Below are 12,583 nucleotides of genomic sequence, written 5' to 3' on the forward strand. Positions count from 1 at the left end.
CGTTCGAGACCGCTCGGCAACACGGCCGAAACGGTCAGCGTGGCGTCAGCACGCAGAACTCGTTGCCCTCCGGGTCCATCAGCACCCGCCACGGCAGCGCCGGCCCGCCGAGATCCGCCGGCGCCGCGCCCGCGGCCTCGACCTCCGCGACCGCCTCCGCGTGGTCGAAGCCCGCGAGCGGCGCGATGTCGAGATGCACCCGGTTCTTGACGCTCTTCACGTCGTCGTTGCGGAGGAATTCCAGCCACGGCCCGCGGCCCGCCGGCGCACGCAGCCCCACCAGGCCCTCGTCGTCGCGGGCGCCGATCGGCCGCCCCGTGATCCGCGCCCAGAAGCCCGCCATGCGCTCCGGGTCGTGGGCGTCGACCACGATCGAGGCGACCGCGCCCGTGCGCGCGTACCGCTCGCGGGGCTCGAGGACGCAGAACTCGTTGCCCTCCGGGTCCGCGAGCACGACCCACGGCACTGCGCCCTGCCCGACATCGACCCGGCTGCCGCCCAGCTCCACGGCACGCGACACGAGCTCCGCCTGGTGCGAGAGCGTTTCGCTCGCCAGGTCCAGGTGGATCCGGTTCTTGACCTCCTTGGCCTCGGGAACCGGCACGAAAACCAGGTCCAGGTCCCAGCCGTCGGTTTCCGGGGCGCGTACGTCGACTTCGTCCGGGTTCTCGGCCGCGACGCTCCAGCCGAGCAGCGCGGCCCAGAAGTCCGCCAGGCCCCTCGGCCGCGCCGCGTCGACCACCACGTTCACCAGGCGCGTGTTCATGCGCCGCAGGCCAACCGCCACCTCCGAGGAGTTCCGGTTCGGCTTCCCCACCGGCCGGTTCATCGGGTCGCGAGCCGCAGCAGCGCCCAGAGCTGGGCCGCCTGGTCGTGCACGCCCCGCACGGTCACCGAGGTCAGGGACGACCGGCCCCACAACCACAGGTAGATCCGCCCGGGTTCGGCGGCCGTGACGACGTCGTCCGCCGCCTCGGCCTCCTCGGCCGAACAGCGCCAGGCTTCCGTCACGTCGGGGCCGGCCCGCGCGATCCAGCTGTGCGCGCCGGCGCGCACGCCGACCGAGCCCGCTTTCGTGCCGGTCAGCCCCAGCATCGGCAGCTTCTGCCCGAACCACAGGGTCAGCGCCTCGTCGATGCCGTCGATCGCCAGGTCCTCGGCGACGCCGCGCTCGGGAGTACCCGCCGCCTGTTCGACGTCGACGCGGTGGACCAGCGTCTCGTGCAGCATCCGCCTCCGCCAGAACCCGTACGTCGGGTCCGCCGGCCACCACGTGTCGGCAGGTTCCTCCGGGTCGTGCGCGGCCAGCTCGTCGAGCAGCTCGGCCAGCCCGGCCTCCAGGTACGCCGCCAGGCCCTGGCCCGGCTCGGGGTCGCGCTGCCAGTCTTCGGGGTTGCGGCCTTCGGCCAACCGGCGCCCGACCATCCGGTAGAGGCTCCCGACGTGCCGGGCCACCTCGCCGAGCGACCAGCCCGGACAGGCGGGCACCGGTGCCTCGAGCGGCCCCGCGTGGACGGCCTCGGCCAGCACCCTGCCTTCGATTCCCAACGCCGTGAGCAACCGCCCGTGGTCGACCGGGCCGTGCTCACGCGACATGGGCTTCCCCGGTGATCGGGAGGCCGTGCACCAGGCGGCGGACCAGTTCGAGGAACGGCGTGGCGGCGCGCACCAGCTCGGCGGCCGACTCGGCGGTGACCTTGCCGGTGATCCCGGCCTGCGCGGCGGCGCGCGCGGCCGAGTTGCTCGCGAAGAAGGCAGACCACTCCCGCAGTTCGGGCGCGACGGAGTCGAGCAGCACCCAGGTGCTGGCCGGCCGCGCGCGCCCCCGGTGCGGCCGCCCCCGCGCGGCGAGCACGGCGGCGGCACCGCGAAGGGCGGCGAGGTAGGCGCCGATGAACCGCTCGGCGGGAGCGGTCTCCCGCTCGGCCTCGGCAAGCCCGCGCCGCGCCTGGGCAAGCAGCCCGGCGGCGACCGGCGGAGCTGGCGGCCGCAGGGACATCGGAAGCTGAGACTGGCTGCGATCGGCATCGGCAGTGGGTGGGCGCAACGAGGCGGGCAGCTCCGGCTGCGCGCCGCTCTCACCGGCGGTGGGCGGGCGCAGGGATGTGGGCAGCTGCGACTGGCTGCGATCCACCTCGGCGGTCGGCGGGCGTAGCGAGGCGGGTAGCTCCGGCTGAGCGCCGCCCCCACCGGCGGCGGCCGGCCGCAGGGACATCGGAAGCTGAGACTGACTGCGATCGGCATCGGCAGTGGGCGGGCGCAGCGAGGTCGACAGCTCCGGCTGCACCGAGTCCGCTGCCGGGGACGGGTGTCGCCGGGGTCGGCCGTGGTGGGTGCCGGGCGCCGCCGGGGTTACCGGGGGGCGCAGCGTCATGGGCAGCTGCGGCTGCCCGGACTCCGTGGGGGACACGACCTTGACGGACATGACGACCCTCCTCCTGCGCGGGGTGAGCCCCGATCGAGCACCCGGCGGCCGGACGCTTCCCCCGCCCCGCCGCCGGGCACCTGACCGGTGCGCGCTCACCGATGTCGAACGTCTGTTCGAACAAGTTCCAGAGTAACCCCGACCCGGCGTCCGCTCAACCCCACCGGTGGAATCCCCGGACGTGGTGCGGGACACCAGGTCGATGGCGTGATCTCATAGGTTCATGAGTTCGCTGGACCACCCCGCCGTCGCCAAGGTGACGGCCGCGCTGGCCGAAGCCGGGCAGCACGCCGCCGCCGAGGGCATCCGCGTGCTGCCCGCCGAGGTCCGGACCGCCGCTCAGGCGGCCGAAGCGCTCGGCGTGCCCGTGGGGGCCATCGCCAACAGCCTCATCTTCCGCCTGGGGTACGACAAAAACGCGCTCCTCGCCCTCACCTCGGGTGCCCACCGCGCCGATCCGGCCACCCTCGAGCGGCTGGCCGGCGGCGAAATCGGCAAGGCCGACGCCGACTTCGTCCGGACTCACACCGGGCAGCCGATCGGCGGGGTCGCGCCGACCGGGCACCCGCGGCGGCTGCCGACCCTGGTCGACACCGCGTTGCGCACCCACGACGTCGTGTGGGCCGCCGCCGGCCACCCGAAGACCGTCTACCCCACCACCTTCGCCGAGCTGGTGGCGTTGACCGGGGGCACCCCGGGCGCGCTCGACGGCGCGGAGGAAGATGAACAGCCGTGACCGCGATGCCCGCCGGCTGCTCCCGCTACGTCCAGCTCTCCTCGGACGAGTTCCGCGCGCGCCTGCCCGAGGCACTGGACATCTACGTCCGGGCGATGCGGTACCCGGCCGGCACCGCCGAGCAGCGCGCGCCGATGTGGCTCACCCACGCCCTGCGTGAGGGCTGGCGCTGCATGGCCGCGCTCGACGCCGACGACGTCCTGCTCGGGCTCGCCTACGGCTACCGCGGCCGGGCCGGGCAGTGGTGGCACGAGCAGGTGCGCCACGGCCTGAGCCGCCGGTTCGGGCCCGAAGAGGCCGAGCGCTGGCTGGCGGACTACTTCGAGCTGACCGAGATCCACGTCAAGCCGGAGAACCAGGGTCACCAGATCGGCGAGGACCTGCTGCGCGCCCTGCTGGACGGCGTGCCGAGCGCGAACGTCCTGCTGTCGACACCCGAGGGCACCAGCCGGGCGTGGAAGCTCTACCGCCGCACCGGGTTCGTCGACGTCCTGCGCGACTACCACTTCGCCGGCGACCCGCGGCCGTTCGCGATCCTCGGGCGGACGCTGCCCCTCGACCCGCGCTGAGTCACCCCGGCTCCGGGCGCCAGTAGCCGACTGCCAGCGCGGCGACCAGCACGGCCGCGCCGCACCAGGCCGGCGCACTCAGCCGCTCGCCGAAGAACGCTGCCGACAGCACGGCCGCGGTGAGCGGTTCGAGCACCGCCGAGAGCGCGCCCAGGAGCGGGTGCGCCGTCGCCAGGCCGCGCAGGTACGCGGCGTAGGCGAGCGCGGTCGGCACCGCGCCGAGGTAGCCGGCCACCGCGAGGACGTCCGCGTGCAGCGGCAGCGCCATGCCCGTCCAGCTCGCCACGGGGGTGAGCAGGAGGCCGCCGGTCAGGCAGCCGAACGCCGTCGTGGCCAGCGGGCCGAGGCCGTCGACCGGCTTCGCAGTGAGCAGCGTCAGGGTCGCGAAGCCCGCCGCGGCGAGGAGCGCGAAGGCGAGGCCGCCGAGTGTCGTCACGGCGTCCGGCGACCAGCGGAGCAGCACCAGCCCGGCGACGCTGCCGGCCAGGGACACGAGCGTCCACCGGCCGGGTCGCCGGGTGCGGGCGAGGGTCACCAGGACGGGTGACGCGCCGATCGTCGTCATCGTCGCGATGCTCACGGAACTGAGCGCGACGGCGGCGAAGTAGCTCGCCTGGAACAGCGCGAACAGCCCGCCGACGGCGAGGAGCCGCCGGGTCGCCGAAGCCGTCCGCGGGAGAGTGCCGCCTTTCAGGAGAACGAACAGGGTCGCGACGCCGCCGCCGACGAGCAGGCGGTACGCGGCGACGGCGAGCGGGTGCAGATCGGCGAGCCGGCCCAGCAGGGAGCCGGCGAGCCCGCCGGTTCCCCACAGGACACCGGCGAGAACGAGCGCGGCCGACGATCGGGCACGCGTGGGTGAGTACAGCAAAGGAACGCTCCTGCGTCGAAGGAATCGGGAGTTCGACGACGCGGGGCGGTGCGCAAGACGAATCAGCCGCGGGCCATGACGGCCACGCGGCGGAGGACCACCCCGCTCAGGCGCGAGGCGGTGGGGTGACGAAGAGGATTCGGCGCACGAGGGGAATCTAGCGGCGGCGAAAGGGGTGCGGCCACCGGATTTCCGGTGGCCGCACCGCCTGCCGTCAGTCCAGCTGGGCCAACTGCTCCCGCAGCGTGTCCAGCCCCATGCCGCCCATTCGCAGCGCCTCCGTGTGGAACCGCTTGATGTCGAACGCTCCCCCGGCTCGGCCCTGCGCCTCCGCGCGGGCCGCCAGCCACAGGCGCTCGCCGATCTTGTACGCCGGGGCCTGGCCCGGCCAGCCCAGGTAGCGGTCGATCTCGTCGCGGACGTGGGCTTCGTCGGTGATCGTCCTCGTCAGCATGAACTCCAGGCCCAGCTCCGGCGTCCAGCGCGCACCCTCGTGGAAGCCCGTTCCGGCGGGAATCTCCAGCTCGAGGTGCATGCCGAGGTCGACGACCACCCGAGCGGCGCGGAACAGCTGCTCCGACAGCATGCCCAGCAGGTCGCCGTCGTCGGACAGGTAGCCCAGTTCCTCCATCAGGCGCTCCGCGTACAGCGCCCAGCCCTCCGCGTGGCCCGAGGTGAACGCCATCAGGCGCTGGTACTTGTTGAGCCCCTCGGACTGGTCGACCGCCGTCGCGATCTGGAGGTGGTGGCCCGGTGCTCCCTCGTGGTACACCGTGCTCGTTTCGCGCCACGTGACGAACTCGTCGCGGCCGGACGGCAGGGACCACCACATCCGGCCCGGGCGGCCGAAGTCCTCGCTCGGGCCCGTGTAGTACGCACCGACGCCGCCGCCCGGCGGGGCGATCTTGCACTCCAGGGCCATCACGCGGTCGGAGATGTCGAAGTGCTTGCCGCGCAACGACTTCAGCGCTTCGTCGGACAGGTGCTGCATCCACGCCTCGAACTCGGCGCGGCCCCGGACGCGGTAGCGGGGGTCGGCGTCCAGCACCGCCGCGGCCTCCGCCAGCGAAGCGCCGGCCTTGATCCGGTTGGCGACGGCGCGCATCTCGGACTCGATCCGCGCGAACTCGGCCCAGCCCCACTCATACGCCTCGCGCAGGTCCAGCGCCGCGCCGACGAAGAACCGCGACCACAGGCGGTAGACGTCTTCGCCGACGGCGTCCTTGACCGGGGCCTTCGGCGCCAGCTCGGCCCGCAGGAACCCGGCGAACTCGGCGAACGCCTCCTCGGCGGCCCGCACGCCCTGCGCGAGGTCCGCCTTCAGCGCGTCACCCTGCGAAGCCGAGCCGCCGGCGAGCTGGGTGAAGAATCCTGTCTCGTCCTTCAGGCCCGCCCACGTCTCGCACTGCTCCGCCACCTTCGCGACCTGACGCAGCGCCGCGACGCGCCCCGCGTCGGCCGCCGTGAGCAGGCCGCTGCGGATGTTCGCGAGCGCCTGGGGGACCTCGCCGATGCGGGCCGAGACGACCGACCAGTCGTGCTCGGTCTCCAAGGGCATCAGGTCGAACGCCATCCGCAGCTCCTGCACCGGGCTGGAGATGACGTTGAGGCTCGCCACGTCGAGGCCGGCCTCGTGGATCTCCAGCTCGAGCCCCACCCGCTCGGTGAAGACGGCCTTCGCGGCGCGCTCGGCGGCGTCGCGCGGCTCGGCGGCGGTCACGGCGGCGTGCGCCCGCGCCGCCAGTCCGGCGCGCTCGGCGTACCCGGCGGCCGAATAGTCGGTCAGCCGGTGGTCGTGCCCGGTGACGCCGAACCCGGTCGCGGCGACCGGGTCCGCGGCCGCGTAGTCGTCGACGTAGCGGTCACAGATCCCGTGCACGCCGTCGGAAGCAGTAGAAGCCATGCGCCGCACGCTACCGGGCCACCTGGGGGTGGTGGTACGTACTTAAGCACGGGCCGGGACGAGCCCGAGCCGCGCGATGACCTCGCGCGTCGCCTTCGACCGGTTGAACGTGTAGAAGTGCAGGTTCGGCACCCCTTCGGCGATCAGCTTCTCGCACAGCTCGGTGATGACGTCGATGCCCGCCGCGCGGAACGCCTTGGGGTCGTCGGCCAGCGGCTCGAGCCGGTCGAGGAGCTTTCGAGGCGCCGGTGCGCCGGACAGCTTGATCGTCGTCTGCAGGGTGCGCAGCGTGGTCAGGGGCATGACGCCGGGCAGCACCGGGACGTCGCAGCCGGTCGCCGCCACCCGGTCGCGCAGCCGGAGGAAGTCCTCGGCGTCGTGGAACAGCTGGGCGATCGCGAAGTCGGCGCCCGCGCGCAGCTTGCGGACCAGGTACTTCGTGTCGGTCTCCAGGTCGGGCGAGCGCGGGTGGCCGTAGGTCGACGCGGAGACGCCGACGCAGAAGTCGCCCAGCTCGCGGACGAGCTGCACCAGCTCTTCGGCGTAGGTCAGGCCCTCCGGGTGCGGGATCCACTCGCCGTAGACGTCGCCCGGCGGGTCGCCGCGCAGCGCGAGGATGTTGCGAACGCCCACCGAGGCGTACCAGCCGATCACGTTCCGCAGCTCGGCGACGGTGTGGTTGACCGCGGTCAGGTGCGCCATCGGCACCAGCGTGGTCTCGGTGGCGACGCGGGCGATGCTGCGGATCGTGCCGTCGCGGCTGGAGCCGCCGGCCCCGTAGGTGATCGACATGTAGGCCGGGTCGTACGGCTCGAGCTCCCGGATCGCCTTCCAGAGGACGGCCTCGTCCGCCGGGTCCCGGGGTGGGAAGAACTCGATGGAGAACTTCGGCCCGTCTCCGCGCAACCGCTCGATCACCGACGTCATACCCGAATGTTAAGGGCCGACGCCCGGCATGCGGGAGCCCCCGTCCGGACCCCGAGACAGGGTCGTAAGTCACTTTCGAGCGGTTTTCGCGCCGTGCTACCGGACTAGACTGGACGCGCACCACGGGAGTGAGCCATGAGGGACGACGACACGAGCTGGGACGAGGACGTGCGCCTCGCCGTCTACCACGCCTTCGCCGACCGCGGCCGCGCGCCGTCCGGGCCGGAGCTGGCCGACGCGGCGGGCGGGTCGCTGGCCGTGGCCAAGCAGGCGCTGCACCGCCTGGCCGAGGCCCACCACCTGGTGCTCGACGAGTGCGAGCACGTCGTGCTGGCCCACCCGTTCGCGGCGAAGTCGCTCGGCTTCTCGGTGATGGGCTCGCACACGCTCTGGTGGGGCGGCTGCGCGTGGGACTCCTTCGCCATCCCGCACCTGGTCGCCGACGAGCCGGAGGTGCTCGTCGCCACCCGCTGCCCCGGCTGCGGCCAGCCGCACGCCCTGGTCGTGAACCGCGTCGCGCCGCCGGACGGCGCGCAGGTCGCGCACTTCCTCGTGCCCGCCGCGCGGATGTGGGACGACGTGCTGCACACCTGCGCGCACCAGCGGCTGTTCTGCTGCGAGTCCTGTGTGGACGCCTGGCTGGCGGCGACCGGGCAGCACCGGGGGTACGTGCTGGACCTGGTCACGCTCTGGCGGCTCGCCCGCGGCTGGTACGAGGGCCGGCTCGAGCGCGGCTACCGGCGGCGCGAACCGGACAGCGCCGTCGCCTACTTCGCCGAAGCGGGCCTGACCGGGCCGTTCTGGGCGGCGACGGCCGGAGTCTGATTCGCCACATCGGGGTGCCCCGGCGGCCCGCGCCCCCGCCGGTTCGGCGAGGATGGCGGCATGAACGCGCCCGTTTCCGACGCCGATCTGCCCGCCCACGTCGAGCGCGCGCTGGCCGGGTTCCTCGGCCGGGCGAGCGCCGAGATCGTGGAGACGGAGCCGACCGTCGCGGCCGGGATCGACGCGCTGAGCGGGTTCGTGCTGACCGGCGGCAAGCGCTTGCGCCCGACGTTCGCGTGGTGGGGCTGGCGCGGCGCGGGCGGCGACCCGGCGGGCCCGGCCGCCGAGGGCGTGCTGCAGGCGGTCTCCAGCCTCGAGCTGATCCAGGCGTGCGCGCTGATCCACGACGACCTGATCGACTCCTCCGACTCCCGCCGCGGCTTCCCGACGGTGCACATCGCCGGCGCGAAGCTGCACGCCGACCGCGGCTGGCTCGGCTCCCCCGCGACGTTCGGCCTGGCCACCGCGGTGCTGGTCGGCGACCTGGCGCTGGCCTGGGCAGACGACATGTTCGCCGACGCGCCGCTGCCCGCGGAGACCCTCGCCGCCGCCCGCCCCGCGTGGCGCGCGATGCGCACCGAGGTGCTCGCCGGGCAGTACCTCGACGTCCGCACGCAGGCCACCGGTGACGCCTCCGTCGAGGCCGCACTGAAGATCGACCGGCTCAAGACCGCCGCCTACACCGTGCAGCGGCCGCTGCACCTGGGCGCCGCGCTCGGCGGGGCCTCGCCCGAGCTGATCGCCACGCTGCTCGAGTTCGGCGGCGAAGTCGGCGTCGCGTTCCAGCTGCGCGACGACCTGCTGGGCGTGTTCGGCGACCCGTCGGTCACCGGCAAGCCCGCCGGCGACGACCTGCGCGAGGGCAAGCGCACGCTGCTCGCCGCGCTCGGCCTGCAACTCGCCGCGGAAAAGGGCGAGACCGCCGCGGCCACCGTGATCGCCGACGCGATCGGCGACGCGGACCTCTCCGACGAGGGCGTCGAGACCGTCCGGATGGCGCTGCGGCAGGTCGGCGCGGTCGACGCGGTCGAGCGGCGGATCGACGAGCTGACCACCGCGGCGATGGCTGCCCTCGAGCGCGCGCACCTGGCCGAGCCCGCGCCGGCGGCGCTGACCGGGCTGGTCGTCAAGGCCACCCAGCGGACGTACTGACGTGCGCACGATCGACGGGCCGGCCGACCACGTCGTCGTGATCGGCGCCGGGCTGGCCGGCCTTTCGGCGACCCTGCACCTGCTCGGCGCGGGACGGCGCGTCACGCTGCTGGAGCAGGCGGACACCCCGGGCGGCCGGACGGGCCAGCAGAGCTTCGACGGCAACGCCGTGGACACCGGCGCGAGCGTGCTGACCATGCCGGAGCTGCTGGAAGAGGCGTTCGCCGCGGTCGGCGAGCCACTCGCCAAGAACCTGCGCCTGACCCGGCTCGACCCGGCGTACCGGGCGCGCTTCGCCGACGGCTCCGAGCTGGCCCTGCACACCGACGGCGAGGCGATGGAGGCTGAGATCCGCGCCTTCGCCGGCGCCCGCGAGGCGGTCGGCTACCGGGCGCTGCGGCGCTGGCTGTCCGAGCTGTACGCCGCGCAGAAGGACCGGTTCATCGGGGCGAACTTCGACTCGCCGCTCGACCTGGCCCGCCCCGAGCTGGCGAAGCTCGCCGCGCTCGGCGGGTTCGGCAGGCTGGGCCCGCGCGTCGCCCGCTACCTGCTCGACGAGCGCGTCCGGCGGCTGTTCACGTTCCAGGCGCTCTACGCCGGTCTCGACCCGGTGAGCGCGATCGGCGCGTACGGCGTCATCTCGTACATGGACACCGTCGGCGGCGTCTACTACCCCGAGGGCGGGATGGGCGAGATCGGCCGGGCGATGACCGGCGCGGCGGCCCGGGCGGGCGCGGACGTGCGGTTCGGCACCGAAGCCGCGTGGCTCGAGCGGGTGTCCTCGCGGGTGCGGGCGGTCCGGACGCGCTCGGGCGAGCGGATCGCCTGCGACGCCGTCGTCCTCGCCACCGAGCTGACCGCGGCCTACCGGCTCGTCGGCGCGCGGCCGCGGCGCGTCGTGCCGCTGCGGTACTCGCCGTCCGCCGTCGTGCTGCACGGCCGGACGACGCGGGCGTGGGACCTCGGGCACCACACGATCTACTTCGGCGGCGCCTGGGAGCGGACGTTCGCGGAGATCATCCGCGAAGGCAAGCTCATGAGCGACCCGTCGCTGCTGGTCACGCGCCCGACGGCGACGGACCCGGGGCTGGCCGGGCGCGGCGGCGAGATCGTCTCGGTCCTCGCGCCCGCACCGAACCTGCGTCGCGGGCCGATCGACTGGGAACGGGTACGCGGGCCGTACCGCGACGAGCTCCTGCGCACGCTCGAGGCACGCGGGCTGACCGGGTTCGGCGACGAGTTCACCGTCGACGAGACGATCACCCCGGCGGACTGGGCGGCGCGCGGGCTCGCCGCCGGGACGCCGTTCTCGCTGGCGCACACGTTCGCGCAGACCGGCCCGTTCCGGCCGGCGAACCTGGTGCGCGCGGCGGGCAACGTGGTGCTCGCCGGCTGCGGCACGACGCCGGGTGTCGGCATCCCGCCCGTGCTCATCTCCGGACGACTGGCAGCGGAAAGGATCACCGGCCGGTGAACGAACTCGACGCCGCGGGCATCCTCGCGCCGGACCTGCGGGCCGCCTACACGGAGTGCCGCCGCATCAACGCCCACCACGGGCGCACGTTCTTCCTGGCCACCCGGCTGCTGCCGGCGCGGGCCCGGCCCGCGGCGCACACGCTCTACGGGTTCGCGCGGATGGCCGACGAACTGGTCGACAACCCCGCGCCCGGCAGCGATCCGGCGTCCGAGCTGGACCGCGTCGGGGCGATGGTCGACGTCGTCTTCGACGGCGGGACCCCGGACGATCCGGTGCTCGTGGCGCTGGCCGACACCGTGCGGCGCTACGGCATCGACCGGGGCCTGTTCGACGCGTTCCTGAAGTCGATGCGGATGGACCTGGCGCCGGTCGAGTACCGGACGTTCGCCGAGCTGGGTGAGTACATGTACGGCTCGGCCGCGGTGATCGGGCTGCAGATGCTGCCGGTGTTCGGCACGGTGGGGCCGCTCGCCGACGCCACGCCGGGGGCGATCGCGCTCGGTGAGGCGTTCCAGCTGACGAATTTCCTGCGCGACGTCGGCGAAGACCTCGACCGCGGCCGGCTGTACCTGCCGACGCGGGAGCTGGCCGCCTTCGGCGTCACCCGGGAGCTGCTCGAGGAGCGACGGCCGGAGCCGCGGATCCGCGCGGCACTGGCGTACTTCGTCGCGCGGACGCGGGCGGTGTACCGGCGGGCCGAAGCCGGGGTCGCGTCGCTGCGGCCGGAAGCGCGGCCGTGCGTGCGGACGGCGTTGACGCTGTACGAAGGGATCTTGGACGAGATCGTCGCGCTGGACTACGACATCCTGACCCGGCGCGCGGTGGTGCCGAACTCGCGCAGGCTGGTGGTCGCGCTACCCCCCTTGGCCACGGTGTGGGCGCGCGAGACGTTCCGGGGCGGTCGTAGGCTGCGATCATGACCGAACGACGCATCCGGATCGGCCTGCAGCTCCAGCCGCAGCACGCCGACTACGACACCATCCGGCGCACCGCCTCGGCCGCCGAGGACCTCGGTGCCGACATCGTCTTCAACTGGGACCACTTCTACCCGCTGTACGGCGAGCCCGAGGGCAAGCACTTCGAGTGCTGGACCATGCTCGGCGCGTGGGCGGAGTCGACGTCGCGGGTGGAGATCGGCGCGCTGGTGACCTGCAACAGCTACCGCAACCCCGAGCTGCTGGCCGACATGGCCCGCACGGTCGACCACATCTCCGGCGGCCGGCTCATCCTCGGCATCGGCTCCGGCTGGTTCGAGAAGGACTACGACGAGTACGGCTACGAGTTCGGCACCGCCGGCGGCCGCCTCGACGACCTGGCCGAGTCGCTGCCGCGCATCGAGTCGCGCCTCGGCAAGCTGAACCCGGCGCCGACGCGCAAGATCCCGGTTCTCATCGGCGGCGGCGGTGAGAAGAAGACGCTGAAGCTGGTGGCCAAGCACGGCGACATCTGGCACGGCTTCGGCGACCCGGAGGTCGTCGAGCGCAAGGTGAAGATCCTCGACCAGCACTGCGCGGACGTCGGCCGCGACCCGGCGGAGATCGAGCGGTCGTGCGGCGTCCAGGGCGAGCCGGACGAGCTGGGCCCGAAGCTCCTGAGCCTGGGCGTCACCACGTTCACGGTCGGCGTGGGCGGCCCGGACTACGACCTGGGCGCGCTCGAGAAGTGGCTCGCCTGGCGCGAGAAGACCAACGCCTGACG

13 protein-coding genes are annotated in these 12,583 nt (G+C 73.7%); 7 read left to right on the forward strand and 6 right to left on the reverse strand.

The annotated features are described in order from the left end of the window. Positions 1-34: 34 nt before the first annotated feature. From OG738_RS43605 to OG738_RS43615, 3 genes are read right to left on the reverse strand one after another with little or no spacing between them, the layout of a single operon-like run. Entirely contained in the window at positions 35-766 is a 732-nt protein-coding gene (locus OG738_RS43605) for a VOC family protein (protein ID WP_329049888.1), read from the reverse strand. 59 nt (positions 767-825) lie between these two features. Next, positions 826-1,596 carry a maleylpyruvate isomerase family mycothiol-dependent enzyme gene (locus OG738_RS43610; RefSeq protein WP_329049889.1) on the reverse strand — a complete coding sequence of 257 codons (771 nt, stop codon included), beginning with the start codon at positions 1,594-1,596 and terminating at the stop codon, positions 826-828. Continuing rightward, complete coding sequence (locus OG738_RS43615; RefSeq protein WP_329049890.1) at positions 1,586-1,999, reverse strand: SAV_6107 family HEPN domain-containing protein; 414 nt, start codon at positions 1,997-1,999, stop codon at positions 1,586-1,588. The genes OG738_RS43610 and OG738_RS43615 overlap by 11 nt, the downstream gene beginning before the upstream one ends. 649 nt (positions 2,000-2,648) lie before the next feature. Here OG738_RS43615 and OG738_RS43620 point away from each other — a divergent pair. Continuing rightward, positions 2,649-3,161, forward strand: a complete 513-nt coding sequence (locus OG738_RS43620) for a YbaK/EbsC family protein (protein WP_329049891.1) — start codon at positions 2,649-2,651, stop codon at positions 3,159-3,161. Then, positions 3,158-3,730 (forward strand): GNAT family N-acetyltransferase, encoded by a 573-nt coding sequence (locus tag OG738_RS43625; RefSeq protein ID WP_329049892.1) that lies wholly within the window; start codon positions 3,158-3,160, stop codon positions 3,728-3,730. The genes OG738_RS43620 and OG738_RS43625 overlap by 4 nt, the downstream gene beginning before the upstream one ends. A gap of 1 nt (position 3,731) precedes the next feature. On the opposite strand, the gene OG738_RS43630 is transcribed toward OG738_RS43625, so the two are convergent. The 3 genes from OG738_RS43630 to OG738_RS43640 all read right to left on the reverse strand — a co-directional run bounded on the left by OG738_RS43630 (position 3,732) and on the right by OG738_RS43640 (position 7,431). Then, entirely contained in the window at positions 3,732-4,601 is an 870-nt protein-coding gene (locus tag OG738_RS43630) for a DMT family transporter (RefSeq protein ID WP_329049893.1), read from the reverse strand. Between the two features lie 214 nt (positions 4,602-4,815). Further along, a complete protein-coding gene (locus OG738_RS43635) occupies positions 4,816-6,504 on the reverse strand; it encodes a DUF885 domain-containing protein (protein WP_329049895.1) in 1,689 nt (562 codons plus the stop codon). Positions 6,505-6,546: 42 nt separating this feature from the next. Further along, complete coding sequence (locus tag OG738_RS43640) at positions 6,547-7,431, reverse strand: methylenetetrahydrofolate reductase (protein ID WP_329049896.1); 885 nt, start codon at positions 7,429-7,431, stop codon at positions 6,547-6,549. 135 nt (positions 7,432-7,566) lie between these two features. Between OG738_RS43640 and merB the strand changes: the two genes are divergently transcribed. The 5 genes from merB to OG738_RS43665 are packed head-to-tail and all read left to right on the forward strand — an operon-like array spanning position 7,567 to position 12,581. Further along, positions 7,567-8,256 carry an organomercurial lyase gene (gene merB, locus OG738_RS43645; protein ID WP_329049897.1) on the forward strand — a complete coding sequence of 230 codons (690 nt, stop codon included), beginning with the start codon at positions 7,567-7,569 and terminating at the stop codon, positions 8,254-8,256. Positions 8,257-8,316: 60 nt separating this feature from the next. Next, the gene (locus OG738_RS43650) at positions 8,317-9,408 is read left to right on the forward strand and encodes a polyprenyl synthetase family protein (protein ID WP_329049898.1); all 1,092 of its coding nucleotides are present in this window, start codon (positions 8,317-8,319) and stop codon (positions 9,406-9,408) included. A gap of 1 nt (position 9,409) precedes the next feature. Further along, complete coding sequence (gene crtI / locus OG738_RS43655) at positions 9,410-10,882, forward strand: phytoene desaturase family protein (RefSeq protein ID WP_329049899.1); 1,473 nt, start codon at positions 9,410-9,412, stop codon at positions 10,880-10,882. Then, positions 10,879-11,805, forward strand: coding sequence for a phytoene/squalene synthase family protein (locus OG738_RS43660; RefSeq protein WP_329049900.1), 927 nt, complete (start codon positions 10,879-10,881; stop codon positions 11,803-11,805). Before crtI ends, OG738_RS43660 begins: the two co-directional genes overlap by 4 nt. After that, the gene (locus tag OG738_RS43665) at positions 11,802-12,581 is read left to right on the forward strand and encodes an LLM class F420-dependent oxidoreductase (protein ID WP_329049901.1); all 780 of its coding nucleotides are present in this window, start codon (positions 11,802-11,804) and stop codon (positions 12,579-12,581) included. Before OG738_RS43660 ends, OG738_RS43665 begins: the two co-directional genes overlap by 4 nt. Positions 12,582-12,583 lie beyond the last annotated feature (2 nt).

Source organism: Amycolatopsis sp. NBC_01488, from assembly GCF_036227105.1.
Lineage (GTDB): Bacteria > Actinomycetota > Actinomycetes > Mycobacteriales > Pseudonocardiaceae > Amycolatopsis.

What these genes read in the sequence shown, in the direction of transcription:
- OG738_RS43605 (WP_329049888.1), bottom strand. Translation starts at nt 766, where the DNA reads ATGAACACGCGCCTGGTGAACGTGGTGGTCGACGCGGCGCGGCCGAGG.
- OG738_RS43665 (WP_329049901.1), top strand. Translation starts at nt 11,802, where the DNA reads ATGACCGAACGACGCATCCGGATCGGCCTGCAGCTCCAGCCGCAGCAC.
- merB (WP_329049897.1), top strand. Translation starts at nt 7,567, where the DNA reads ATGAGGGACGACGACACGAGCTGGGACGAGGACGTGCGCCTCGCCGTC.
- OG738_RS43610 (WP_329049889.1), bottom strand. Translation starts at nt 1,596, where the DNA reads ATGTCGCGTGAGCACGGCCCGGTCGACCACGGGCGGTTGCTCACGGCG.
- OG738_RS43650 (WP_329049898.1), top strand. Translation starts at nt 8,317, where the DNA reads ATGAACGCGCCCGTTTCCGACGCCGATCTGCCCGCCCACGTCGAGCGC.
- OG738_RS43620 (WP_329049891.1), top strand. Translation starts at nt 2,649, where the DNA reads ATGAGTTCGCTGGACCACCCCGCCGTCGCCAAGGTGACGGCCGCGCTG.
- OG738_RS43615 (WP_329049890.1), bottom strand. Translation starts at nt 1,999, where the DNA reads ATGTCCCTGCGGCCGCCAGCTCCGCCGGTCGCCGCCGGGCTGCTTGCC.
- OG738_RS43635 (WP_329049895.1), bottom strand. Translation starts at nt 6,504, where the DNA reads ATGGCTTCTACTGCTTCCGACGGCGTGCACGGGATCTGTGACCGCTAC.
- OG738_RS43640 (WP_329049896.1), bottom strand. Translation starts at nt 7,431, where the DNA reads ATGACGTCGGTGATCGAGCGGTTGCGCGGAGACGGGCCGAAGTTCTCC.